Source organism: Deinococcus peraridilitoris DSM 19664, assembly GCF_000317835.1.
In the GTDB taxonomy this organism is placed as follows: Bacteria; Deinococcota; Deinococci; order Deinococcales; family Deinococcaceae; genus Deinococcus_A; species Deinococcus_A peraridilitoris.
Genome location: NC_019793.1, coordinates 1,767,616 through 1,792,468 on the forward strand (window position 1 = coordinate 1,767,616; position 24,853 = coordinate 1,792,468).

Here is a 24,853-nt window from a genome sequence, read left to right on the forward strand (position 1 = left end):
AGCCGGGTCAAAGGGTCACCGGCGCCTCAGTGCGGTCGACGAGGCCAGTGCTGTCCTCGACAACCAGAACTGCACGGTCGCGTCCTTGCGCCTTGGCGTGATACAGGGCGCGATCGGCGCGCTCGAGCAGCACCTCCAGGGTTTCTCCGGGCTGCTGAAAGGTCAGGCCCAGGGACACCGTGACAGGCGGCCCCGGATAGCCCTCGATCTGCAGCGCCTGCAAAGCCACCCGCAGGCGCTCTGCGGCGGCGAGCGCTCCCGTGGGGGCGCCTTGACCGAGGATGATCAAAAATTCCTCTCCACCGTAACGGCCCACGAATTCGTCCTGGCGCAACGTGCTTTGCAGCGTCTCGGACACCCGGCACAGCACCGCGTCGCCCACATGATGCCCGTAAGTGTCATTTACACGCTTGAAGTGATCGATGTCCAGCAAGCCGACACACAGGCCGCCGCCCTCGTCGAGGCGGCGCAGGGCGCGGGACTTCTCCTGGGCAAGGCGCTCCAGGGCCGAGCGGCGGTTGGGCAGGCGGGTCAGGGGATCCCGCGTGGCGAGCTCGCGCAGTTCCTCCATGGCCTGCTCCAGGCGGACGTTCGTCTCCTCGAGGCGTGCGTTGCGCTCGCGCAGCTTCTTGCGCAGGCCGGCGAGGTAACTTCCCACATACACCGTCAGCAGCAGCACCACCGCGAAGGCCAGGGCCGAAACGCCCTCGATGCGCAGATCGACCCGCTCGGGTGCCCAGAGAAAGAGCGACGCGACCAGGGCCAGATAACAGGCGAACACGCAGCCACCCACCAGCAGCATCCGTCGGAAGCTCAGTGCGAACACGCCGAAGAGGGTGCCGACCACCCCCATCAGCAAAAAGGGCACCCGGGCCTGCGGTTCGTTCATGAAAAACATCACGTAGGCCGCCGGCCACATGGTCACGATGACCTGCACCGACGTCATGCTGGGATCTCTGAACCGCAGATTCCGGTTGCTGACGATCAAGCCGACAAACAGCGAGTACAGCGCCATTATGACCAGGATGTAGTGCAGCGTGTAGATCCAGTCGAGCATGCCGGTCGCGGAACAGGCCAGCACGATCAGAACGCCGCCACAGTGGGTGGCAATGCCCAGCCCAGTGCGCTTCAGCCGCAACTTCTGGGCCCGGGCAACGCTTGAAAGCACCTGACCCGAAGGGGCCTGCTGCGTGCTCACCTCTGACCCTTCACGTCCGGGGGCAACGGTCACGGCGCGGCCCATTCCACTGCCCGGACACGCCTGATGTCCTGCCGGGCTGGGGCAACCGGACAGCAACGAAATTCAGGTCGCGCGCACACGAAGACATCCTAGAAAACCCACTCTCACGGATTTCTTACGCCCCTCGGCCTCGCTTCCGACAAATCCTCATGATGTCGGGGCGTCCGGTGACCCCGGCCAGCAAGGCCTCAGCGAGGCGGGCTTTCGTACTCGCGCAGGGCGCGCTCCTCGGCGGGGATGCGCACGCCCAGCAGCAGGGCCGCGTTGAGCAGGCTGAACACCACCGCCGTCCGGAGTGCGCCGACGCTCAGAGGAGCGCTCAGCAGTTCCAGCGCCACCGCCAGGTAGTTGGGGTGCTTCACGAAACGAAACGGCCCCCGGCGCACGCGCGCAGCCCCCGGCACGATCAGGATGCGGGTATTCCACAAACGTCCCAGGGTATGCATCACCCAGTAGCGCACACCCTGCGAGGCCAGCCACAGCACCAGCCACGGCCAGGCCACGCGCCCTCGGGAATGACGACCCTCCAGCAGCAGCGACCCCAGCCACGCGCCGTGCAGCAGAAAAAAAAGCGGGTAGTGGGCACGACCGTACTCGCGCGCACCCTGCGCGCGCGCCCAGCGTTCGCCCGCGCGCGCGCGGCGCAATTCCAGCAGACGCTGCAGCATGATCGTCAGGACCAGCCAGCGTGACAAGCTTCGGGCACGCACCTCAGAACTCCAGCAGCACGTGTTCGGCGCTGAAGCCGGGACCCATGGCGCTCAGCAGCCCTTTGCCACGCGGTCCACCGCGCAAGGCGCGTTCCAGCACGAACAGCACGGTCGGGGCGCTCATATTGCCATACTGCCGCAGCACGGTACGGGACGCGTCGAGCGCCCCGGCTGGCAGGGCGAGCGCTTCCTCGTAGGAGGACAGTACCTTGACACCCCCGGGATGCACCACGAAATGCCGCAGCTGATCGCGGCTCCAGCCGTGCCCCTTCAAAGCTTCGTGCACGTTGGTCGCCATCAATGAGCGCACCAGCGCCGGAATGTCACGCGAAAAGCGCACCTGCAGGCCTGCGTCCACCACGTCCCAGCCCATGATGTCGGCACTGTCCTCGATCAGGGTGCTGCGGGCGCCGTGCAGATGTGCGAGGGGATCGCCGTTGGCTCGCGCGTCCGGTGAACCCAGCACCAGGGCGGCGGCGCCATCGGCGAAGAGGGACGTGCCGACGAAGTTGGACTTGCTTTCGTCCCCCCGCACGAAGGTCAAGGAACACAATTCCACGGTGACCAGCAGCACGCGCTGAAATCCGGCGCGCACGAGGTCTGCCCCGCGTGCCAGACCCGCCGCTCCGCCCGCGCAGCCCAGGCCCCACAGCGGCAGCCGCACCGCGTGCGGATTGACGCCCAGGCGTGACATCAGAAAAGTCTCCAGGCTCGGGGTACTGACGCCAGTGCTCGTGACGAACACCACCGCATCCACGTCACGGGCCCGCACGCCTGCCGCGTCCAGCGCGCCCCGCGCGGCCTGCTCACTCAGGCGCAGGGCTTCGCGGGTGTACACGGCGTTCTTCTCGGCCCAACCGTGCTCCTGCTCGTACCAGGAGAGCGGCATGGCCAGAAAGCGCGCGTCGATCTGCGTGTTCGCAAAGACGTCCATCAACTGCCGGAAGGCCGACAGGCGCGGAAACGTTCGCCGGGCGACCTCACGAATCTCGTCTTGCGTTGCCCGGTGCGCCGGGGTGGCAGTGAAGAGGCCACGCAGCGCCACCGGCCGGGTGACCTGCGGGCCTGCTTCCCGAAAGCGGACGCTCGTTGCGTCCACTTGCTCTGTCAGCAGGTCGGCCGTCAAGCGACGCATCCCTCTCCTTTTTTCCGGGGTCCGCACCGCTCGGTGGCGTTCGTCATACCAGCCATTCTCACGGGCGAACGCCCGGGGCAATGTGCCAAAAAGCGCAACCCGGGCGTGAGCGTGTACGGTGCCGCTAGGCGGTCAGTTCGTTGAGGGCCGTGAAGTCCTCGTCACCGAGCGACAGGCTGGCCGCCGCGGTGTTTTCCTCCAGGTGCCTCACTTTGCCCGTGCCGGGAATTGGCAGCATTACCGGCGAGCGCCGCAGTAGCCACGCCAGCGCCACCTGCGCGGGCGCGGCTCCCAGCTTTTTGGCAATCCGGTCAAGCGCACTGCCCTCGCGCGCCAGCTCACCGGTGGCCAGCGGAAACCAGGGAATAAAGCCGATGCCGTGCTGCTCGCAGTAGTTCAACACGTCCTCGCTTTGCCGGTTGGTGAGGTTGTAGAGGTTCTGCACGGTGGTGATCTCGACGACCTGACGGGCTGCCTCGATCTCCGGCACCTTGACTTCCGACAGTCCCAGGAAGCGCACCTTGCCTTCCTGCTGAAATTCCTTCATGGCGCCGAACTGCTCGTCGGCGGGAACCTGGGGATCGATGCGGTGAAGCTGCCACAAGTCGATGCACTCCACCTTCAGCCGCCGCAAGCTCAGCTCGAGCTGCTGGCGCAGGTACTCAGGCCGTCCCACCGGGTGCCACTGGTCGGGCCCGGTGCGCGTCAGGCCACCCTTGGTGGCGATCACGAAACCCTTCGGATAAGGATGCAGGACCTCGCGAATCAGTTCCTCGCTCGTGCCGGGGCCATAACTGTCGGCAGTGTCCACGAAGTTGATGCCCAGTTCGGGCAGGCGTGCGAGCACACGGCGCGCTTCCTGCGGGTCCTCGCTTTCACCCCAGATGCCCTTGCCGGTCACGCGCATCGCGCCGAAACCCAGGCGTACGACTTCCAGTTCTCCACCGATCTTGAACGTTCCGCTTTGTGCTGCGTTGATGGTTTGCGTCATGCTGTCCTCCACGGGGTATTGTCTGCCCCACCGGACACCTCAACTGTGGCAGCGAGCCGAATGAGCGCCGCGACTGCAAAGTCTTGACGCCGCTTTGGTGTTACTCGGCTTCGGGGACGCTGCAGTCCTCGCGAAACACGAACTGCGACAGCCGCTTGCGGTGACGGCTCGACCAGTCGATGGAGGGGCGCAGCGCGTCGTCGGGCAGGTAGCCCAGGCGGTAGACTGCCATCAGCTCCAGTTCGGGCGGTACCTTGAGCAGCGCGGCGATTTCGGCCCACGCTTCAGGAATTTCCATCGGCGTGCTGACGAACTGAATGCCCATTCCCAGTTCCCCGACGGTCAGCCAGATGTTCTCCATTGCCGCGCCCAGTCCGAACTGACTGTAAAAGGCGCTCAACTGACCCGGGCGGTATTCGTTTTTGTCGAGCAGGACAGCCAGCAACAGCGGGCTTGTGGCGACCAGCTTCTGGTTGTCACGCCCCAGCCGGGCAGGAACACCGAGACCTCGCATGACGCTCAGGCCCGCGTCGCTGAAGACCTGTCGCGTAAAGGGCCGCAGCGGTCCGGGCAGCTGGTCGATGAAAATCCCGTCGCGCCGCGCTTCCATCTCGGCTTCACTGAAGCGGAAGTACTGGCGGTAACGCTCGAAGAACACGCCGCGTTCGATCAGCTGCTGCATACTGCGCCCGGCAAGGTGGGCGATACGCTCGATCTTTGCGCGCTCCTCGATCAGCACAAAGCGCCAGGGCTGGCTGTTGAAGTGGCTGGGCGCCGCTCCGGCAGCCCGCACCAGCAGGTGCTGATGCTCACGGCTCACGGCGTCCGCCTTGAAGGGACCGTTGGTGGTCTTGCGTGCAAAAATTGCGCGCAGCAGGGCGCCACGCTTTCCCTGGATCTCCGGGGGGTCGGGAGAGACGAGTTCGCTCATAGCAGCCTCCAGGCGGTCAATACGTACAGGGCGCCGATCAGGGTCGCGAGCAGCGCGTGATCGGCGCGCCCGGGATGGGTCCGGGGAACGAGCAAGAGCAGCGTGACCAGCAACAGCAACAACGTGCCGGAGTGCCCTTCTTTCCATGCCAGTGCCAGGGCCAGCACCGTGGACAGGCAGGTCAGCAGGTAAAGCGCATGATGAAGCGGACGCGGATGCCAGCGCGACCCGAACTGCAGGCTGACGCCCAACGCGAAGTTCAGCGCGAAGAGCAGCATGGCGCCGCCCAAGGCCAACGTCACGCCGTGCGCACGGTCAGGTCAGGCGGCGTGCGGTTCACCCCTTCAGCATACAGGCGCCACGAGACGCCCGGCCGGGGCAACGCGGCACCAGAGCGAACCGGGGCAACCGGGGATCGCGCGTCGCCCGCTCAGCGCTTCAAGTAGCGCCCGCCCGGGCACTCCGTCACCAGCTCCTGCAGGCACAGCATCATCACTGCTGTTTGCACTTCGGAAAGGGGGATTCCCAGCGTCGCGGCGAGATCGTCGAGCAAGGTCGGTCCGCTCAGGGCGCCGTACACGCGTGCCAGTTCGGGGGGCAGGGCAGGCGGGGGAGCGGGCGGGGCGCCGCTCCAGCCCAATTCGGTCAGGACGTCTCCGGCGTTCTCGCACAGGGCGGCCCCTTCACGCAGCAGCTGGTGGGGTCCGGCGGCCAGCGGATCACCCGGTCGCCCGGGCACGGCGAAGACGCTGCGTCCGCACTCCAGGGCGGCCACCGCGGTGATCAGGGCGCCGCTGCGCGCGCTTCCTTCCACCACCACGGAACCCGCGCTGAGGGCCGCGATGATCCGGTTGCGACCGGGAAAGTTGTGGGCGGCAGGCCGGGTGCCCAGCGGGTGCTCGCTGATGACGGTCATCCGTTCCGAAAGTTCCTTGTTCTCCTTCGGGTAAATGTTGTCCACCCCGCTGCCCAGCACCCCGACCGTGGGCACGCCCCCTTCGATGGCCGCCTGATGCGCGGCCGTGTCAATGCCGCGCGCCAGACCGGAAATGATCATCACCTCGGCGCGCGCGAGATCCAGCGTCAGGCGGCGCGTGAAGTTCAGCGCGAAGGGGCTCGCGCTGCGCGTTCCCACGATGCCCACCGCACGCGGCACGACGCCCAGCGGCGGCAGCTTCCCTTTGACCCACAGCACGGCCGGCGGATCGGTGAGGGCTTCCAGCGCCGCCGGATACCCTTCCAGGCCACGACCCAGCAGGGAAACACCCGCGAGCCGGGCACGCTGAAGTTCCAGGCAGGCTCGCTCGCAGGCAGACGCCGAACCGACCTCTTTGACGCTTCGCGCGTCGAGACCGGGCACCTGACGCAACTCTTCCTTGCGGGCGCTCAGCGCCGCACCCGCCGAACCGAAGTGGCGCCGCAGCGTCTCGATGCGGTGCGGGCCCAGATGCGGCGTGAAACGCAGCGCCAGCAGGGCAGTCAGCTCGTCAGGCGGCGCGCTCAAGAGGGTCACGAGGGACATTGTAGAAGTGCCCGAGCGCGTTCCCTGCTCAAATGAGGCGTTCAGGGCCGCCAGTCGAATACGGCGATATTCGGGTAGCCTAGGGCGCGCAGCGTGGCCTGCTGCTGCGCCAGGCTGGGGTAGTTCGGGCCGATCTGCACGCCCGGCCACAGCTGCTCGCCTTTGGGAAAAGGCAGCAACGCGAAGGGCAGAAACGAGGCGAAGTTGGTGGGCAGGTACAGCATCGGCATGGCGACCTGAAGGCCGCGCCACGAGCGCCAGTCCTGCAGGGGGTCCTGCCCACCGTATACGGCGGCGCTGACCAGACCCTGTCCACCCGCGTCGCGGAAAGCGCCGATCAGCCGGTTGGCCAGGTTCGTCACGGCGTCACGCCGCAAGGCCATCCAGGTCTCCCATTCGGGGGTGGGGCCGTCACCGTTCTGCTGGGCGATGGTGCGCGCGTCTCGCCCGGTGCGGCGCTGGAATTCCTGCAGTTGCGTCGGAGTGTACCCGAAGTCGCTTTCGCGAGGATAGCGCAGGTAATCGAGGTGCAGCCCGGCGCCCGGGTGGCGCGTCGCCACCTCACGCACGAGGCGTTCCAGCACTTCACCCACCCCGCTTTCCGCGGGATCGACGAAGCCCAGGTTGCCGTGCTGCAGGCTGGTCCAGCCTTCCTTGCTGAGGGTCGCCCATTCGTCGCGCCACAACGGTGTGACCGGCACGCCGAACTTCTCGGCGGGACGCCAGTACAGGGTTTCGAACCAGACGCTGACGTTCAGACCTTCGCGTGAGGCGAACTTCATCGTGACTTCGAGGGCGTCGTAGCTGGTCTTCATGCTGGTGACTTCGCTGGGCCAGACGGTACGGCCGTGGTAGAAGCCTTCCAGCAGCACGTCGGTGAACCCGGCAGCCTTGGCGGCCGCGAGGGTCCGCTCAAGCTCGGTCGGGGTAGTGGGAGGGCGTAACCAGAAGGCCATTTTGGCCGGAGCGAGTGAGGCGCAGGCCAGGGCGAGGGTGAGCAGGATGCGCATGCTTTACGCTATCGGGGCCGGGTGAGCCTCTTTTCCGGTACCGCTGACGGGCCGTTTGAAGAATGCGCCGGACGTGAAAATTGTGTTCCCTGAACGGTGTTTCGCGTGCTTTTTGCTACACTGGTTGGGCCTGGGGGCGACCTGGTTTCGACGGGGACAGCTGCAGGCGATGTTGCGAGCCGAGGGTGTCGTTGGCCTCGTAAAAAAACGGCAAAGCCTTTAACTGGCAACCAGAACAACCTTCGTCTCGCTGCTTAAGTGAGGCAGCAACCGTGAAGCCCGGCCATTGGCGTCACGCAAGCTAACGAAAAGATGGCTAGCACGGGCAGATGTCTCTAAGCTCGCGCGAAAATAAGAGACTGGGTCTGAACGTAGCCTGTCCGTAGGCGACCGAGGGCCGAGATCCAAAGTACGGACTACGCTCGTAGAGGCACGCTGAATGGGTTTTCGGACGAGAGTTCGACTCTCTCCGCCTCCACCACAGGGCCACTTCTTCGGAAGTGGCTTTTTTGTATTCGGCACGGCCCCGAAACTCCCGCTTTCCTGTGCTCTTTCCGGTGGCTCTCTCCTGTGCTGACGGCCTGTCCGGGCACGACGCTTCACCTGACCGCGCGCAGTATGCTGGCAGGCGATGCAGAACGCCGCCGACACAGGCAGGTCAGGAAACCGCAACGTTCGGGCTTTTGAGCTGGTCGAGAGGGCCGTTGAGCGCGCTCAGATTCCGGGCGCGGCGCTGGGCGTGGTGCAGCGTCACGGGAACGCGCAGGTTCAGGTGTGGGGCCTCTCACAGCGGGAACCCACGCCCAGCGCCCTCACGCTGGAGAGCCTGTTCGACCTGGCGAGCCTGACCAAAGTCCTCTTTACGCTGCCCGAGGTGCTGCGCGCCAGCGAAGAAGGGCTGTGCGACCTCGACGATCCCGTCAGGAAGTTCATTCCGGAACTTTCCTGGATGCGCGACACCGGCCTGGGCGAGCGGACGCTGCGCCAGCTGCTGACGCACACGGCGGGCCTGCCCGCCTGGGCGCCTCTCTACACCTGGGGCAGTGAGCCGCAACTGCTCAAGATGCGCGTATTGCAGGAAGACTGGCCGCTGGGCGAGCACGTCTATTCGGATCTGGGCTTCATTCTGCTGGGAGTGGTGGTCGAGCGCCTGCGGGGCGTCTCCCTGCGCGAACTGCCCTTGCCGGAGGGTCTCACTTTCGCTCCTGACCCTGAGAGGTCGGTGGCCACCGAGCGCTGCCCCTGGCGCACTCGCGTACTGCGCGGCGAAGTGCACGACGAAAACGCCTTTGCACTCGGCGGGGTGGCGGGCCACGCGGGCCTGTTCGGCACCCTGCACGGGGTGCTGGGCGCGGCGCGCGGTCTCTTGGAAGAAACGCGGCCCAGCCCGGCCGCGGTCAGCGAGCTGCGCCGTGAGCACACCCCTTCGCGGGCGCTGGGGTGGCAGCGCAAGCATTCGGGGTGGAGCGGGGGCAGTTTGTGCAGCGAGCAGACCATCGGGCACACCGGCTTTACCGGCACGGGCTGCTGGATCGACTTTCAGCGGGGCTATGCCTGGGCGCTCCTCACCAACGACGTGCATCCGTCGCGGCACACCCGCAGCAACATCCAGGCCCTGCGACGCGCGGTGGGAAACACGCTGGCCGCCGATTGGACGCCAGGCGCCTGACCGTCACTCGACCGCCTGCGAAAGTCCTGACCGGCCACCCCCGCAGTTTTGCTCCCACCCACTTTCGCAAGAGGCCTAGTGCTTGAGCTCGGCGATGAAATCGTACCGGTCGCCGCGATAGAGCGCGCGCGCGAATTCCAGCACCTGTCCACGCTCGTCCCAGGTGACCCGTTCGGTGGCCAGCAGAGCACTGCCCATTTCGACGTGCAGCAGCCGGGCCGCTTCGGTGTCGGCGGCGCGGGCGCTGAGGCGCTGAATGGCGCGGGCCGGAGTAAAACCGCGCGCGCGGAGCATGGCGTACAGCGAGGTGTTCTCCACATCCCCGGGCCCTACCGTGCCGAGCAGCCGTCCCGGCATGGTACTGGTTTCGAGCGCCAGCGGCTCGTGGTCGGCCGTGCGCAGCCGCTGAAGGCGCACCACTTCCTCGGCCGGGCCGAGGGTGAGGTTCATGGCTTCCTGCGGTGACGGGCGGGTCCGCTCGAGGCTCAGGACATGCCCGCCCGGCGTGAGGCCGCGCGAACGCATGTCCTCGCTGAAGCCGGTCAGCACCGAGAGCGGCTGCACGATGCGGCGCGGTGAGACGAAGGTGCCCGAACCGTGGCGGCGGGAGACGAGACCCTGCTCTTCCAGCACACGCAAGGCCTGACGGACCGTCACGCGTGATACGCCCAGCTGCCCGGCCAATTCCCGCTCACCCGGAAGCGCCGCACCTTCGGAGATGGCGTGCTGCTCGATGAGCGTCCGGAGTCCCTGCACGACCTGCAGATACATGGGGGTCGCACTCCGGACGTCGAGTGCCAGGGACAGGGAACTGGCGGTCATGGTTCATTCGATCATACCACTTCACAACCAATCGGGTTTCACTTTCCCACCCCACACGTTGGTTTGGCTCTTCCCCTTGCATCGCTGGTGTTGTGGTTCTAAAGTGGTATCACATCACCGAAGTTGAACGGAGGGCATATGAAGCACGGCAGTCACATCCTCCTGGCGACCCTGCTCTTATCGGGCGGGGCGCTGGCCGCTCCCAAGAAAGTTACCGGCTATGAAAGCCTCGGCATCACCGCCGGCAAAGCGGGCGGCACCTTCACGCTTGCCCTCGGTGACAGCCCGCAGAGCTTTTTTTACTACGGCGTGATCGACAACAATCTCGGCCTGGTCGCCCAGCAGCTCTTCGACGGCCTGGTGGAGTTCAACTACCAGACCTACAAGATCGAGCCGGCGCTGGCCGAATCCTGGACCATTTCACCGGACGGCCGGGTCTACACCTTCAAGCTGCGCGACGCCAAGTGGAGTGACGGGCGCAACGTCACGGCGGACGACGTGGTCTTCACCTACGACCAGATCATCGCCAATCCCGAAGCGCGCGCCGGGGACGCCGCCAACTTCAACATCGGCGGTCAACGCGTCAAGTTCGAGAAGGTCGACGAGCGCACTGTCCGCATGACCCTCGCGCGCCCCTCGCCGGCCTTTTTGCTGCAGATGCGCAGCTTCATCATGCCCAAGCACAAGCTGGCGCGTCTGAGTCAGGAAGGCGGCGCCAAGGCGGCAGACATCAACAACGCCTGGCCCACCAACACCAATCCCGAGGAAGTGGTCGGCACCGGCCCGTTCAAGCTCGCCGGCTACACCGCCGGTCAGAAAGTCTCCCTGGTCAAGAACCCCAACTACTGGAAAGTCGACGCCCGGGGCACCAAGCTGCCCTACCTCGACCGCCTGGAGTTCCTGATCATCCGCGATCCGCAGGCGCAGGTGGCGCAGTTCCTGGCGGGCAACCTCAACCAGATCAACATCACCGGCGCGCAGTTTCCCGACCTCAAACAAAAAGAAGTCGCGGGCGCGCCTTTCAAGGTCATGCGCTCCACGGCGCTGTTCGGCAGCCCACCTTTCGTGGCCTTCAACTTCGACGCCAAGGACCCCGCCCTGGCCAAAGTCTTCAGCGACACCAAGTTCCGCAAGGCCATGCAGAGTGCCATGAACCGCGAGCGCATCATCGATACGGTCTACAACGGCCTGGCCAGCCTGCCCGGTCACGGCATCGCACCGGTCAACACCGAGTGGTACGCCAACACCAAGCCTCAACTGGGCTCCTTTGACCTGAAAGCTGCCGCCACGCAACTCGACGCCCTGGGATTCAAGGATACCGACGGCGACGGTGTGCGCAACATCGCACGCGGCAAGAACCTGGAGTTCGACCTCACCTACGGCACCGACTCCAGCGTCTATCCGGCCATGGCGACCATCATCCAGAACGACCTCAAGTCGATCGGTGTCAAGGTCAACCTGAAGGGCATTCTCAGCAGCCGCCTGCTCTCCACTGGCATGAGCGGCGACTGGGAGATGATCCTGCACGCTTTGGGCGACCAGCCTGATCCGGAGCTGCGCAAGCCCATCTGGCAGCCCGGCGGCGCGCTGTATTACTGGCACCGCAGCCTGCAGCCCGCCAAGGACGGCGAAACGCCCAAAGTCGCCAGCATGCAGCCGTGGGAAAAGCAGATCTACGACATCTTCAACGAAGCGGGCACCACCACCGAAAAAGGCAAGCGCAAGGCGCTCTACACCCGCTGGCAATTGCTCTTTGCCCAGAACCTGCCGGTGATTCCGCTCGCCAAACCTGAAAACATCGGCGCGATCAGCAACGAGTACGGTAACTACATCTACAACCTCGGCGTGATTCCCGGGTACAACCCGGTGCCGCTGATCTTCAAGAAGTAAGCCTGTCGTGAGCGGTGAGCGTGAAGGAAGTGACCTTCCGCTCGCCGCTCACGCCTGACCCGCTTCTCTCCTGGGTGCCTTATGTTTCTGTACTTCCTTCGGCGTGTCCTAGGCATGATTCCGACCCTGCTGCTGATCTCGGTCGTGTGTTTTGCCGTCATCAAACTTCAGCCGGGCAGCTTCACCGACCAGTACCTCGAAGACCCGCGTTTCAGCCGTGAAACCGTAGAGCGCATCCGCGCGCAGCTCGGACTCGATCAGAGCGCCGCCGCGCAGTACGGCAAGTGGTTATGGGGTGTGGTCACCCGGGGCGACTTCGGGTATTCCTTTGCCAACGGCCAACCGGTCGTGAACCTGATCGGCGAGCGCCTCGGGTGGACGGTGTTCATCGCGCTGCTCACCCTGCTCGTCAGCTGGCTGATCGCGGTGCCGCTGGGCATCTACACCGCCATCAGGCGGCACGGCAAGACTTCCGCCTTCGCCAACTTCTTCGGGTACATCGGCCTGGCCGTACCGGATTTTCTGGCGGCCCTGCTCTTGATCGCGCTCGTACTGAATTTGGGCGGCACCAACGTCGGCGGGCTCAACAGTCCGCGCTTCATCGGTGAGCCCTGGAGTGGCGCCAAGCTGATCGACCTGCTGGGGCATTTGTGGATTCCGGTCGTGGCGCTCGGACTGGAGGGCGTGGCGAGCATCATGCGGCAGATGCGCGCCAGCACCCTTGACGTGCTGAGCCAGGATTACATCCGCACCGCGCGTGCCAAGGGGCTGCGCAACAACACCGTCATCTGGCGCCACGCGGTTCGCAACGCCATCAATCCCCTGATCAGCCTGGCGGGCCTGAGCCTGCCCACCCTGATCAGCGGCACCATCATCGTGTCGATCGTGCTGAGCCTGCCCACCATCGGGCCGCTGCTGTACGACTCCCTCATCAACAAGGACCAGTACACCGCGCTGACCCTGCTGATGCTCTCGGCGCTGCTGCTCCTGATCGGCAACCTGCTCGCCGACCTCGCGCTCGCCTGGACCGATCCCCGCGTGAGGTACCAGTAATGAGCGCGCGAGGACGACATTCCGTGACAGGGCGCTCCGCGACCAGCGCGCCGAGTGCGCCCAGCCCGCTGCACATGGCGTGGCGGCGCTACCGCAAATCCACCGTGGGCGTGATCGGCGGCTGGATTCTGGTGGCGCTCTACACCACCGCGCTGCTGGCCGGATTTCTTTCGCCTTACAACATCACCACCCAGCACGCCGACTTTCCCTTTCAACCGCCCCAGAAGCTGCACGTGATGCACGAGGGACGCCTCATGCGTCCCTTCGTATACCCCATCAAAAAGGAGCGCGATCCGGTCACCTTCGTCAGCCGCTACGCCGAGGACAAAAGCACACCCCTCGCGGTCCAGCTGTTTGTGCGGGGCGAGGAGTACCGCTTTTTCGGCGTGAGGACGGACCGGCACCTCTTCGGCGTGCAGGAAGGAGCGTACTACTTTCCCTTCGGCACCGACCAATTGGGACGCGATCTGCTGTCGCGCACCCTGGTGGGTTCGCAGGTGAGCCTCACGGTCGGCGTGATCGGCATTCTGATCTCGTTTGCCATCGGCACCCTGGTGGGCGGCGTCAGCGGGTATTACGGCGGCTGGATCGACAACCTGCTGCAGCGTGTCATCGAGGTGCTGCTGTCCTTTCCGCGTCTGCCGATCCTGCTGGCGCTGTCGGCCATCATTCCGGCCAGTCTGCCCTCGACCCTGGTGTACCTCGCGATCGTCGCGGTGCTGGCCTTGATCGGCTGGGCGTCGCTGGCGCGCGTGGTGCGCGGGCAGGTCCTCGCGGCGCGGCAGGTCGAGTACGTCGCGGCGGCAGGAGCCATCGGGGCATCCGACCTGCGCATTATCCTGCGCCACATCATGCCCAACCTCAGCTCCATTCTGGTGGTGACCGCGACGCTGGCGCTGCCCGGCTACATTCTGGGCGAAAGCGCGCTGTCCTTTCTGGGGCTGGGCATCAAGGAACCGATGACCAGCTGGGGGCTGCTGCTCAAGGACGCCCAGAATTTCCAGACCCTCAACCTGTACCCGTGGCTGCTGCTGCCGGGCCTGTTCATCGTCGTGAGCGTGCTGGCGTTCAACTTCTTCGGCGACGCCCTGCGCGACGCTGCCGACACCCAGAGTCGATAGATTCTGCGCCGATAGATTCTGTGCTGTTGACGCGGTACACCCCCTGTCCCCCTTCCCTGCGCGTCTGCCCTGACCTGAGGCTGAACTGCCAGTGCTGAATCAACATTCCGGAGAATTATGCTCGACACCGAACAGCTCAACAGCCACTACGATCAGCTCGACACCCTGGGTACCGCCGACGTCGTGCGCGCCCTGGTGGACGACCAGACGCAGGCCGTCCAGGCGGTCAGCGCTGTCCTGGGGGACCTCACGCGCGCCGTCGATGAAACGGTCACACGCCTCGCGCGCGGCGGGCGCCTGATTTACGCGGGGGCCGGCACCAGCGGGCGACTCGCGCAGCTCGACGCGGCGGAGCTGGTTCCCACTTTTTCGTGGCCGGCCGAGCGGGCCGTGGCGCTGCTGGCCGGCGGGCGCCTGGCGATGTTCGAAGCCCAGGAAGGCGCCGAGGACAGCACGGATGGTGCGCTGCAGGACCTGGCCGAGGTGGAACTCGGGGCGGGTGATGTCGTGATTGCGGTCGCCGCCTCGGGCACCACCCCTTACACGGTGGCCGCCCTGCGCCGTGCCCGCGAAGTCGGGGCACTCGCCATCGGCATGGCCAACAATCCCGGCACGCCACTGCTGCTGGAAGCGGACATTCCCCTCTGCCTGCACACGGGAGCCGAAGTGATCGGCGGCAGCACGCGCCTGAAGGCCGGCAGCGCCCAGAAAATCGCCCTGAACACCTTTTCGAGTGCGGTGATGGTCCGCCTCGGCAAGGTGTACGGCAACCTGATGGTGGACGTGAAGGCCAGCAACCACAAGCTGCGCGAGCGGGCCGTGATGCTGGTCATGACCGCCGCGGGTGTGAGCGAGACCGAGGCGCGCGCGGTCCTCGCGCAGGCGGACTTCAAGGTTAACGTGGCCATCGTGAGTCTGCTGCGGGGCGTGAGCGTGAGCGAAGCCCGGGCGCTGTTGCAGGCGTCGGGCGGGCACGTCCGCGCCGCCATCACCAGCACGTCATGACCTACGCGGTAGGCGTGGACGCCGGAGGAACGCATACCCGAGCCCTGCTGACCCAGCATGCGCAGGTACTGGGCGAAGGTCACGCCGGGGGGGGTAATTTGCGGCAGGTTGGCCCGGCCCAGGTCATGGCGAATCTGGAGAAAGCCGTGCAGAATGCGTTCGAGCGGGCGAATCTGCCTGCGTCCCTGAGCGAGTGCGCCGTTCACGCGGGCGTGGCGGGTCTGGCGACCCCGGAGGATGAACGCGCGTTGCAGGACACCGGACATCCGTTCGGGCAACTCCAGGTGCAAAGCGACGCCCTGCTGACCCTGGGCGCCTACTTCGCCGGTGAAGGCGGTGCGCTGCTGCTGGTGGGAACGGGTTGCATCGCCCTTGCCCGCAACGCACAGGGAGACGTGCTGCGCCGCATGGGCTGGGGTTTCCCGCTCGAACAGGGCGGCGGCGGTGACCTGGGCCTGCAGGCGCTGCGCCTCGGCCTGCGCGACTGGGAAAACAGCCGTGTATCTGCGCTCAGTACGCTTTTGCAACGGCGCTTCACCTCTGCGCGCGAAGTGCTGGAGTGGTCGCGTGGCCGCGCAGCGGGCGACTACGCACAGTTCGCCCCACTGCTGTTCGAGGCTGCAACCGCGGGCGACCAGCACGCGCAGCGAGCCGTGACCGAATGGCGGGACTTGTGCCAGGAACTGCTCGAAGAAGTCACGCGTGACAGCAAAACCGAACTTGTGGGGACCTGGGGGGGACTGGCCACGCAACTCGACTGGCCCGAGCGCGAACCACAGTGGCGAGCAGCGCGCTGCTCGCCGCTTCAATGGGCCGCGGCGCTCGCTCAGCACAGAGGGGTACTTCTCGCCTCCCGGAAAGGATCAACGTGATTCCCGCTTGCCAGAACGCCGGAGCCCTCCTGATGGTCGACCTTCCTGGCCCAGTCCTTGATGACGACACCCGCGAGCACCTGCGCCGTCACGCTATTCGCGCAGTGTGCCTGTTTCGCAAGAACATTGAAAACTTCGCGCAGCTCGCGCAGCTCACCGCCGAGCTGCGCCTCGTGATGGGCCCGGACGCGCTGATTGCCATCGACCAGGAAGGCGGCGGGGTCGTGCGGACCACCTTCTTTCCCTTCCCCCCCAGTGCCATGAGCCTGGGCGCGTGCGGTGACCCGGCACTGGCCTTTGAGGTCGGCGCAGCGACCGCTCGCGGACTGGCGTCGCTGGGCATCAACTGGAATTTCGCGCCGGTGCTGGACGTCAACAGCAATCCGGCCAACCCGGTGATCGGCGACCGGGCGTTCGGAAGTGATCCGCAGCAGGTCACGCCGCTCGCGCTGGCGTGGCTCTCCGGGTCACTCTCGCAAGGGGTGGCAGGCTGCGTCAAGCACTTTCCCGGCCACGGCGACACCCACCTCGACAGCCACCTGGCGTTGCCCCGGGTCGACAAGACGCGCGGGCAGCTGGAAAACTGCGAGTTCATGCCGTTTCAGCGCGCCGTTTCGGAAGCTGACGTGCCCGCCGTCATGACCGCGCACATCGTCTACCCGGCACTGGACGAAACACGGCCCGCCACCCTGTCAGAACGCGTGCTGAGCGGCCTGCTGCGTGAAGCCTGGAATTACGGCGGGGTGATCATCACCGACTCGATGGGCATGAAGGCCATCGACGACCATTTCGGTCGGGGAGAAGCGGCGGTCATGGCCCTTGCAGCGGGCGCGGACATGGTGATGGCTCTGGGACGGCGCAGCGCGCAGGAAGAAACCTTGCAGACCGTGGAGCGCGCCCTTGCCGAAGGCCGCATCGAGCAGTCCGACACACGCCGCAGCCGGCTGCGCGCGCTCGCCCGCCGCTTTCCCAGCGAGAAGCGAGCTTACGATGGCGTTCAGCGGGAGCAGGACGCGCGGATCATGCAGGCTGCCTGGGCCCGGGGGCTCACGACGTACCGCGACCCGCAGTTCCCACCCCCGGGCGCGAGCGTCACCCTGGTGACGCTCGCCGAGGTCCCCGGCGAATACGTCAGCGAGGCGGGCCTGAGTGGGGCACAGCTGCTTCGTCACCTGGAGACCCTGTACGACGTACGGGCGCACCTGGTGAGCGGTGAGGTGCCCGTGGACTGGGACGCGCTGCGAGAAGAGCGCCGCCCCGTCATCCTGGCCACCACCACCCGCCAGCGTTTTCCCGGTTGGCGGCGAGCCCGCCCCGACCTGCACCTTGCGCTGTGGAACCCGTACGCGGTGCTGGATGTGGACGCTCCGGCGCTGCTCAGTTACGGAAGCCGGCCGGAGGCCGTACAGGCGGTGCTGGGCTATCTGCGCGGCGAGGTGGCCGCAGGTGGCCGCCTGCCCGTACTGCTCGAAACCCGGTCCGCCGAGCACCCGGCGCAAAAGCCATGACGCTCCACCACATACCCGACCTCAATTCCGCGCGGTTGGCAGACCGCTCGACTTCCCAGATCGGCGAAGCCTCCCTGATGGCCAGGCAGAGAGCCAGGTGCGTTCTCCCGGACGTCCGGCCCGCCGACCTGGCCGCAGGCGGTCAGGCGACCACGCCTGTCAAGGCTGGCCCACCCCGCCCCACACCACCGGCACACGACACGCCGTGATTGCCGGCAAGCTGTTCCGCCCGCCGTGCGCCCAGGATGCCTGCCCTGAGGATGAGGAACCGGAGCGCTGCCGCCGGGTGACCGGGTTGTGATCAGGTCAACCCAGTTTGCCGTGGTCGAGCACCGTGTAGGGACCCGTCACGCGATTTCCGGCCACGCGGTCGGGCACCACGCGGATGCGCAGCCACTGCTCCAGGCGGGGCACGTCGACGCGGGCGACGAACTCACCGGGCGGCAGCGGTCCTTCGATGGTCAGGTCGCAGCTGCGCTGGGTGCCGGCATTCAGGCCTTCGGGGAAAGCCGCATTGCCTTGCGCCATCAGGTCCGAGCGCACCAGGGTGCCCGACACGACCGCACGCGGCTCGATCACGAAGCCCCGGCACTCGTAGATACTGCTGCGGCGACGGACATGCATGCGGGAAGTGTAAGGCAAGCCCTTCGAGAAGGTGTGAACTCTGCCCCAGCATCATCGGAGATCCTGCCATGGATTCCTCAGATACTCCCGGTCGTCACCACCAGCCACGCTTTTTGAAGTACACGGCCAGCGATACCCCCACGGCGATAAAGGACGCCCAGGCAAACAGGTAACCGTAGCGCCACGCGAATTCCGGCTGGTGCTCGAAATTCATGCCCCACACGCCCGCTAGGAAGGTGAGCGGCAAAAAGACCGCACTGACCGTCGTGAGGGTCTTCATGACCTCGTTCATCTTGTGGCTCTGCAATGACAGATTGGCGTCCAGCACGCTTGAGAGGACATCACGGGCCGACTCGAGCGTGTCGTGCGCCCGGTCCAGGGTGCCCACCACATCCCGAAAGTACAGCATCACCTCCTGCGCCTGCGGATCGATTTTTCCGGCGCTGCCCTGACCGTTCACGCCCACCGCGTAGCCTGAGGTGACGACCTGCCCGTGCCGGGCAAAGGCCGCGACACTTTCGCGCGCCCCCCGCACGAGGCGCCGCACATCCATGATGGTGTGCTTGTACTCGAAGACTTCCTGCGCCATGTTGCGCGGATTGGGCTGGGTAAAGAGCTCTTCTTCGAGTTCGTCGGTCTTGTCCTGCATCGCGTCGGCGAATTTGAAGAAGGTGTCGGCACCTTGCGCCAGCAGGGTGTAGATCAAGCGCTCCTCGCTGCCGTAGCGCAGGCCTTCGAACTCCAGCCAGGTACGCGAAAGGTAATCCACCTCGCCCAGTCTCAAGGTGACCAGGGTGTCAGTGGCGGGATACCAAAAGAGGCTTACCCGCTCGGTTTCGTCGTTGCATGCCTGAGGCTGGTCGAGCGTGCGGAATACCAGAAAGACGTGTTCCGGGTACGCCTCGAACCGGCTCCACTGTCCGTGGGTCAGGGCGTCCTCCAGGGCCAGCGGGTTGAAGGCAAAGACCTGGGAAAGCTCGGACACCTCCTGAGGACTGGGACTTTCGACATCCACCCAGATGCTGTTGCCGCCGGTCTTCCAGTCGACGCTCTCGGTGTTCAGCAGGGACATCGCGCGAATCATTGCCCGAGTCTAGAGCCTGAGACCAAGCCGCGATTCATGCCGGTGCAAGATCGTGTCAGCGGTGGACCTCGGCCAGCATCAGGCGGCCCTGACGGCGCAGTTCGCGCCGGATGACTTCCTGCACGATCACGGGGGTCACGGGAGTGTGCTGCGCGGCGGCCATGAACGTGGCGCCGAGCGCCACCGACCTGATGCTCGCGCCGGTGAGCTTCACGCGGGCCAGCGCGGCGTAATCGAGCATTTCGGTTCGCACACCTGCCGGAAAAGCCCGCTGCCAGAGCTGAGCGCGCAAGCGCTCGTCAGGCTCCTGAAAACGCACCTGAAAGCGGATGCGGCGCATGAAGGCCGCATCGATGTTGCCTTCGAAGTTCGTCGTGAGAATCGCCAGTCCCCGGTACGCCTCGAGCCGCTGCAACAGGTAATTGGTGGTGAGGTTGGCGTAACGGTCATTGCTGCTCTGCACCGCACCCCGCTTGCCAAAGACGCTGTCGGCCTCGTCAAAGAGCAAAATCGCACCCCCCTCATCGGCCGCGTCGAAAATGCGCCTCAGGTTTTTCTCGGTCTCACCGATCCACTTGCTGGTGACACTGGAAAGGTCGATGCGGTAGAGATCGAGGTTGAGTGTGTTTGCCATCACTTCGGCGGCGAAGGTCTTTCCGCCGCCGCTCGTTCCACTGAACAGCACCGTGATGCCCAGGCCACGCTCCTGGGCACCATAGCCCCAGGCGTCGTACACCGTATGCCGGTGCTGAACCTGCTCTATGATCTCCCGCAGGGAGTCGAGGTCCTCGGGGGGCAGAACCAGTTGCTCCCACGAAGCGCATGAGACCATCCGGTCCGCGATTCCCTGAAAGGCTTTGCGCCCCTGGCGTTTGCAGGCTTCCCAGACCTCGCTCAGCAGCGATTCCAGGCTGACCTGAGCGTCCGGATCCGCCCGCTGCTGCAGATGACGGTGCGCGTCACGCGCGACAGTTTCGATTTTCGAGGCGCTCAGTGAAAACTGTGTCGTGACCTGGCGCAAGCTCGCCCGCAGCTGTACCACGGACGCCTGAAGCGGGCCGAGGTTCATGGCGGCCATCCAGAATTCCGTCTGCTCCTCGGCACTGGGCGCCTCCACGCTTAGCGCGTACACGTCCTGTGGTACCGCAAAGGACACCGGAGTGCGCGACAGCAGCACCACCGGCGTGCGCAACCGCGCGCACAGTTCCTGCACAAAGTTCTGCTCGGTCCAGCCCAGCGACCCCAGGCGGGTGACTCCTCGCTCGTCCGCTTCGCCCGGTCCCCGGTCCTCCAAAGCCACGACCAGTGTGGCGTTCGTGAGCGTCAGGTCGCGCTGCACGATGCCCAGCACCTCGTCTGGAGTGAAGCGCTCCTGCTGCACAGCCCGCACAACCCGGTCGAAACGCAGCAGCCAGCGGGGGCCCACCGAGAGCGCCTGACACACCTCCAGCAACCCTTCCTGCCGATCGCCGTACACGTTCATCACCGGCAGGCTCCCCGCAGGCGAACCGTGCATGAGCCCTTCGATCTCGTGCACCGCGGCGCGTTGTGACGCTCCCAGCCTCCCGCCATCTCCCAGCGCCTCCAGAAACACCTGCCCCTCTGCCGAGACCGTCTGTGCGCCGAGCAGGTAGCCGAGCGCTCCGGGAGTGATGCGCAAGGCGGACAGGACGTCACTGCTCTGCTCGAAGCCGGAAGGCCGCAACTGAATCAAGGCCGAGGCACGCAAAGCCGCCGACGCCTGAAACGCCGCCGGGTCTGTACTGCCCAACCACTGCCCCAGGGTGTAGGGGCTCAGAAAGGCCCGCGTGATGTCTTCTCCGAAGTTCAGCTCAACCGCGCAGGGCAGGAGCAGCGAGGCCGTCTGCAGTTCCATTGTGGCCGCGAACAGCAGCACCGCACGCTCGAACGCTGAAAGCTCAAAGGTCTCGGACAGGAATTCAAAGGCCGTGCCCGGCAGTTCCGGCAGGGACAACGTGAGCGGACGCTCTCCGCTGGCACTGACCTGTTCGAGCACCTGACGCGCGAGGTCGTGACACGCCCGCTCGAACAGAGAACGCTCACCGGTGCTGCCCGGCCTGTCAGAAAGCGGCATTCCTTCTTTGTAGCGCAAGACCCTCCTATCAGGGCGCGAAAATCGGCGCGACTTTGCGCGCTTTCTGGCCCCAGTGGTCGGCTAAGCTGGCAGCGTTCTCATCCCGCCGAGGTGTTCATGCCAGATCAGCAGCTCGACCCGAAGAAAAAATCAGCGTCGCACCTCTCTGGAAAGGCGCCGGTCAAATCGCCACGGACGGGCACGCGTTCCAAATCAGCAGATACCACCGCAAAAAGACAGTTGCCCATTCCCGCTCCCCTGGCCAAGAACCCGGACACGCCCAAACCGACGAACCTCGCTCAGCAGGCCAGCACGCCCAGGCCCCGAACAGGCTGCGCCTTCGCGCCCACCCCAATTCCGGGCATTCGGCCCGCGCCGACCGGCAGGATTCAGGACGAAGTGGCACCCAAACATGTCCTTGGCAATCCCGGGAAAACAGACATCACCAGGAAAAACACGATCTTCGGACAGATCGGCAGTTTCTTCAAGAAGGAAGTCAAAGGACTTGCCGACCTGACCAACGCTTCGGCAAAGACGCTGCGCGACACCGGGACTGCGGTCGCCCAAAAAGCGGCAGGGTACGCTCGGCAACCGCGCAAGCTGCTGGCCGAAAGCGGCACTTTCCTGAAAACATCGGCTGGAAACACCCGGGCCTACGCGAGCAGGAAAATCACTCAGTTCAAAAGCTGGTACGCGACGCCAGAAGGCAAAGCGGCTTTCTGGAAAGGCATCACGCTGACCGGCGTGGGTCTGCTCACGGTCGCCAGCGCCGGGACGCTCACCGCGCCCGCCTTGATGCTCGCGGGCGCCGTCAGCGCGGCGGGTGGGGTTGCCGCGCAGGCTGTGCACAATCAGGTATTCAACGCCGCCGCAGCCAAAAAGGCCAGGCAAGAGACAGCTTACGCTTACACGCCAAAGACCGCGCTTCAGGGAGTGAGCCTGAAAACCATGGCAGTTGACGGCGCGGTCGGCGCTTTCGGCGGCCCACTCGCCCGCTTCGCCGGAAAAGCGGTGATCGGCAGCGTCGGCGCGCTCGCCAGGGGCGCCTTGCCCGCCCTGAAAGGGACGGCTCAGCTGGGCATGGCCGCCGCCCGCACCGGAGCGCGCCGCCTGCTGTCGCCTTCGCAGCGCGCGGCACTCAAGGCCGCCGGAAACAGTGTCAAGGGAACGGGCAGCGCCATAAAAAGTGGCGCGCAGCACACCATGACAGGTTTCAAAAATCATGTGGGCGATCCCCTGAACGGGTTCGTGAACACCCAGAAAGCCAAGGCCGCGCGCAGTTTGACCTCGGCGGGCGCCACCGTCAAAAACAGCAGCCCGGGACACTTCGTGCGGCGTCAGGCCCAGAGCGCGCTGGACAAAAAGAACGGCGCCATCAAAGCCCTGCGCAGAAACGTGACGGCCTGGCGTGTCGAGGACCTGCGCCTGCTGCGAGGCGCTTCGAGCCTCAAGGCCGTCAGGGCCGTGCGCGCCGCGAACACCACGGCCAATCACTGGTTGGCAGGAGCAGGAAAGGTCCTCAACAACCTCAAGAACGTCGCCCTCGACAAGATCGACAATGCCGGGCATAAAATCGGACGCTCGTGGAAGACGAGCAAAGCCGGTCAGCTGGTGCAGGGGCAGGCAGACGGATTTACCAGGTACGTCGACCGTGTCATTGGCACGTCCAACAACCCGAACCTCGTCAAGGCCTTCAACGAGTTTCGTGAAAGCAGCCAGGCCATCCGGGCGCATCTGACCCAGACGTGGAGTGAGGCCGGTCAGGAACTCACTGTGGGATACGGCCGCCTGTTTGGGCAGCAGGGCGCCGCGCAGGCCGAAATGCGCCAACTGGTCGGAACCCAACCCATGTACGCCAGTCAGCTCGACGCAGCAAAGGCCGCTGCCAAAGCGCGGCTTGCCCGCGAGATCGAGGAAGACGGAAAGAAGCTGGCACGCAGGGCACTGCTGGCCGACGGAATTACCAATCCTCGGGCAGAGCAAGTCAGGTCGAGAATGAACGCGATGGGCTTTGTGCAACGTGCGCGTACCAGCCTCGATGCCCGGGCCGAAAGAGAGGCCAGCAAGTTCGTGGCCCGCCACGCCTCCGAGGATCTGCGCAAAGCCACGCTCGCCGCGTATCAGGCAGAAGGCGTCAAAAAAGTGCTCGTCAAGTTCTTTGGCTCTGCGGCTTCCCGGCAAGGGCTGATCGCCCGGAGCGGCTACGTGGTCAGCTCTCCCGTTCGCTTCGCGGTCAAAGACCGTCTGGACAAGTACGTGAAGATCGCCTCCACCCTTCGGGGGGCCACACCGATCGCCGGTATGGCGCAGCTGCTCGAGTCGAGCGTGGCCGAAACAGCCGAGAAGACGGTTCGTGACCAGCTGAACCTGTATCTCAAAACCCAGCTCAAAACGTTCCTGGGCGAGGAAGAAGGCAAAAAACCTTCGAAGTCCGACGACGCAATCATCAGCAAAGTCGTGCAGGAAGGCATCCAGGAAGTGATGCCAATCAATCCCGATGATTTCGTGAAAGACCTTCAGAAAAACATGCAGATCAAGGAAGAGGAGTGATGTTCGGACTGTTTCGCAAAAAAGACAGGCGCGAGGTCATGCGCGGTGACTACGAAATCGGCGAGTTCCGTGGTTCCTTTCTCAAAGCCGCGCGGCTGATCAAGGACCTCGACCACTACGAGGATTACGAGGAAGACGACCTGGATGACCCGGAGCGCACCCGTTGGCAGGTGCGCTTCACACGCCAGGGTCTGCGCTATCACGTCAACGCTATTGCAGGCGACGCCGTGTATGCAGAAGTAGATGTCTCAGGCGTAGACGAGCTTCAGGTGTACCGCTGCATGGATCACGTGTCCAAAAGCGTGATGGGCGCGCGCTGTTATGTGGACCGAGGGCAGGACAAACTGATGGTCGGCATGCGCGGTGAGGGTTTCGGTCGCTACCGCATCGACACGCTGTACGACATCGCGGTGCACATCGCCGAAGACGCTGCCAACCACGCCCTGAAGTTCCTCGGCCGACCCTCCCGGGAAGTGCCTCCGCTGCAGGTCGGCACCTGGGAAGGCGGCTATCGTGCCGACGACTCCCTGCGCCGCTACCATAGCGCTGCCGAAGCCTTTGTGGTCTTTGCCGAAGCCTCGGGGCGCATGGTCAAGACCGGGCAGGAAGGCAACGTCACCTTTCTGCAATGTGGACCGGTCACGTTCGAGGTGCTCAGTCCCGGCTGGCCGTGCGGATTTCAGCTGCGCACCGGCACCAGGGGATTTCGCGAGGCTGTGCAGGACCCCGAGAAGTACCTGCGCATCCAGAGGGCCATCGACGCGACCTCGTACATCTGCCCGGACATGCCCGACCGGACGACCATCCATCTGCGTGACGACAATGGCCTTGTCACGGTGTATTTCGATGACAACGGCGACTGCGTCATCAGCACTTTCTGCCTGGCCAATGCCAAGTCGGACATCAGCGTGGGGCTGGGCAATGCCTACACCTGGATGGTCGACGCGACCGCCTGCATGAACGAACTCGTCGCCTCACTGCCCGATGAACTCTACCGCGACACCTGAACGGAGCTTGGATA

General features: G+C 65.2%; 21 protein-coding genes and 1 other RNA gene. 10 read left to right on the forward strand and 12 right to left on the reverse strand.

The window, feature by feature from the left end:
- Nucleotides 1-7: 7 nt before the first annotated feature.
- The 8 genes from DEIPE_RS08680 to DEIPE_RS08715 all read right to left on the reverse strand — a co-directional run bounded on the left by DEIPE_RS08680 (nucleotide 8) and on the right by DEIPE_RS08715 (nucleotide 7,539).
- A complete protein-coding gene (locus tag DEIPE_RS08680) occupies nucleotides 8-1,198 on the reverse strand; it encodes a GGDEF domain-containing protein (RefSeq protein WP_157448819.1) in 1,191 nt (396 codons plus the stop codon).
- Between the two features lie 230 nt (nucleotides 1,199-1,428).
- Entirely contained in the window at nucleotides 1,429-1,950 is a 522-nt protein-coding gene (locus DEIPE_RS08685; RefSeq protein WP_015235598.1) for an isoprenylcysteine carboxyl methyltransferase family protein, read from the reverse strand.
- 1 nt (nucleotide 1,951) lies between these two features.
- Nucleotides 1,952-3,085 carry a type III polyketide synthase gene (locus DEIPE_RS08690; protein ID WP_015235599.1) on the reverse strand — a complete coding sequence of 378 codons (1,134 nt, stop codon included), beginning with the start codon at nucleotides 3,083-3,085 and terminating at the stop codon, nucleotides 1,952-1,954.
- 124 nt (nucleotides 3,086-3,209) lie between these two features.
- Nucleotides 3,210-4,076 (reverse strand): aldo/keto reductase, encoded by an 867-nt coding sequence (locus DEIPE_RS08695; protein ID WP_015235600.1) that lies wholly within the window; start codon nucleotides 4,074-4,076, stop codon nucleotides 3,210-3,212.
- Between the two features lie 100 nt (nucleotides 4,077-4,176).
- On the reverse strand, nucleotides 4,177-5,007 hold the full coding sequence (locus DEIPE_RS08700) for a nitroreductase family protein (RefSeq protein ID WP_015235601.1): 831 nt from the start codon (nucleotides 5,005-5,007) through the stop codon (nucleotides 4,177-4,179).
- A complete protein-coding gene (locus tag DEIPE_RS08705) occupies nucleotides 5,004-5,309 on the reverse strand; it encodes a hypothetical protein (RefSeq protein ID WP_041230796.1) in 306 nt (101 codons plus the stop codon). The genes DEIPE_RS08700 and DEIPE_RS08705 overlap by 4 nt, the downstream gene beginning before the upstream one ends.
- Nucleotides 5,310-5,437: 128 nt before the next feature.
- Nucleotides 5,438-6,529: a DNA-processing protein DprA gene (gene dprA / locus DEIPE_RS08710; RefSeq protein ID WP_015235603.1), complete on the reverse strand. Its 1,092-nt coding sequence runs from the start codon at nucleotides 6,527-6,529 to the stop codon at nucleotides 5,438-5,440.
- Between the two features lie 41 nt (nucleotides 6,530-6,570).
- Nucleotides 6,571-7,539, reverse strand: a complete 969-nt coding sequence (locus tag DEIPE_RS08715; RefSeq protein WP_015235604.1) for a family 10 glycosylhydrolase — start codon at nucleotides 7,537-7,539, stop codon at nucleotides 6,571-6,573.
- A 132-nt stretch (nucleotides 7,540-7,671) separates the two neighbouring features.
- Between DEIPE_RS08715 and ssrA the strand changes: the two genes are divergently transcribed.
- Nucleotides 7,672-8,020: a transfer-messenger RNA gene (gene ssrA / locus DEIPE_RS23060) on the forward strand.
- A 150-nt stretch (nucleotides 8,021-8,170) separates the two neighbouring features.
- Nucleotides 8,171-9,208 (forward strand): serine hydrolase domain-containing protein, encoded by a 1,038-nt coding sequence (locus DEIPE_RS08720; RefSeq protein ID WP_015235605.1) that lies wholly within the window; start codon nucleotides 8,171-8,173, stop codon nucleotides 9,206-9,208.
- A 75-nt stretch (nucleotides 9,209-9,283) separates the two neighbouring features.
- Here the strand turns inward: DEIPE_RS08720 and DEIPE_RS25260 are convergent, their stop codons facing one another.
- Nucleotides 9,284-10,030 (reverse strand): GntR family transcriptional regulator, encoded by a 747-nt coding sequence (locus DEIPE_RS25260; protein ID WP_015235606.1) that lies wholly within the window; start codon nucleotides 10,028-10,030, stop codon nucleotides 9,284-9,286.
- Nucleotides 10,031-10,168: 138 nt separating this feature from the next.
- Here DEIPE_RS25260 and DEIPE_RS08730 point away from each other — a divergent pair, with 138 nt between their 5' ends.
- From DEIPE_RS08730 to nagZ, 6 genes are all read left to right on the forward strand, one after another.
- Nucleotides 10,169-11,920 (forward strand): ABC transporter substrate-binding protein, encoded by a 1,752-nt coding sequence (locus tag DEIPE_RS08730; protein WP_015235607.1) that lies wholly within the window; start codon nucleotides 10,169-10,171, stop codon nucleotides 11,918-11,920.
- An 81-nt stretch (nucleotides 11,921-12,001) separates the two neighbouring features.
- Nucleotides 12,002-12,973 (forward strand): ABC transporter permease, encoded by a 972-nt coding sequence (locus tag DEIPE_RS08735; protein WP_015235608.1) that lies wholly within the window; start codon nucleotides 12,002-12,004, stop codon nucleotides 12,971-12,973.
- Nucleotides 12,973-14,094 (forward strand): ABC transporter permease, encoded by a 1,122-nt coding sequence (locus DEIPE_RS08740; RefSeq protein ID WP_015235609.1) that lies wholly within the window; start codon nucleotides 12,973-12,975, stop codon nucleotides 14,092-14,094. Before DEIPE_RS08735 ends, DEIPE_RS08740 begins: the two co-directional genes overlap by 1 nt.
- Before the next feature lie 117 nt (nucleotides 14,095-14,211).
- Complete coding sequence (gene murQ, locus DEIPE_RS08745; RefSeq protein WP_015235610.1) at nucleotides 14,212-15,099, forward strand: N-acetylmuramic acid 6-phosphate etherase; 888 nt, start codon at nucleotides 14,212-14,214, stop codon at nucleotides 15,097-15,099.
- A complete protein-coding gene (locus DEIPE_RS08750; protein WP_015235611.1) occupies nucleotides 15,096-15,971 on the forward strand; it encodes an N-acetylglucosamine kinase in 876 nt (291 codons plus the stop codon). Before murQ ends, DEIPE_RS08750 begins: the two co-directional genes overlap by 4 nt.
- Nucleotides 15,972-16,003: 32 nt before the next feature.
- Nucleotides 16,004-17,479, forward strand: coding sequence for a beta-N-acetylhexosaminidase (gene nagZ / locus DEIPE_RS08755; RefSeq protein ID WP_052326776.1), 1,476 nt, complete (start codon nucleotides 16,004-16,006; stop codon nucleotides 17,477-17,479).
- Between the two features lie 306 nt (nucleotides 17,480-17,785).
- On the opposite strand, the gene DEIPE_RS08760 is transcribed toward nagZ, so the two are convergent.
- The 3 genes from DEIPE_RS08760 to DEIPE_RS08770 form a co-directional block, all read right to left on the reverse strand.
- Nucleotides 17,786-18,103 carry a hypothetical protein gene (locus DEIPE_RS08760; RefSeq protein ID WP_015235613.1) on the reverse strand — a complete coding sequence of 106 codons (318 nt, stop codon included), beginning with the start codon at nucleotides 18,101-18,103 and terminating at the stop codon, nucleotides 17,786-17,788.
- A 94-nt stretch (nucleotides 18,104-18,197) separates the two neighbouring features.
- Nucleotides 18,198-19,187 (reverse strand): magnesium transporter CorA family protein, encoded by a 990-nt coding sequence (locus DEIPE_RS08765; protein WP_015235614.1) that lies wholly within the window; start codon nucleotides 19,185-19,187, stop codon nucleotides 18,198-18,200.
- A 55-nt stretch (nucleotides 19,188-19,242) separates the two neighbouring features.
- Nucleotides 19,243-21,282, reverse strand: a complete 2,040-nt coding sequence (locus tag DEIPE_RS08770) for an ATP-binding protein (RefSeq protein ID WP_157448820.1) — start codon at nucleotides 21,280-21,282, stop codon at nucleotides 19,243-19,245.
- Nucleotides 21,283-21,522: 240 nt separating this feature from the next.
- Here DEIPE_RS08770 and DEIPE_RS08775 point away from each other — a divergent pair, with 240 nt between their 5' ends.
- Together DEIPE_RS08775 and DEIPE_RS08780 are read left to right on the forward strand one after the other, a co-directional pair.
- The gene (locus DEIPE_RS08775) at nucleotides 21,523-23,832 is read left to right on the forward strand and encodes a hypothetical protein (protein WP_041230798.1); all 2,310 of its coding nucleotides are present in this window, start codon (nucleotides 21,523-21,525) and stop codon (nucleotides 23,830-23,832) included.
- On the forward strand, nucleotides 23,832-24,839 hold the full coding sequence (locus tag DEIPE_RS08780) for a hypothetical protein (RefSeq protein WP_015235617.1): 1,008 nt from the start codon (nucleotides 23,832-23,834) through the stop codon (nucleotides 24,837-24,839). Before DEIPE_RS08775 ends, DEIPE_RS08780 begins: the two co-directional genes overlap by 1 nt.
- Nucleotides 24,840-24,853 lie beyond the last annotated feature (14 nt).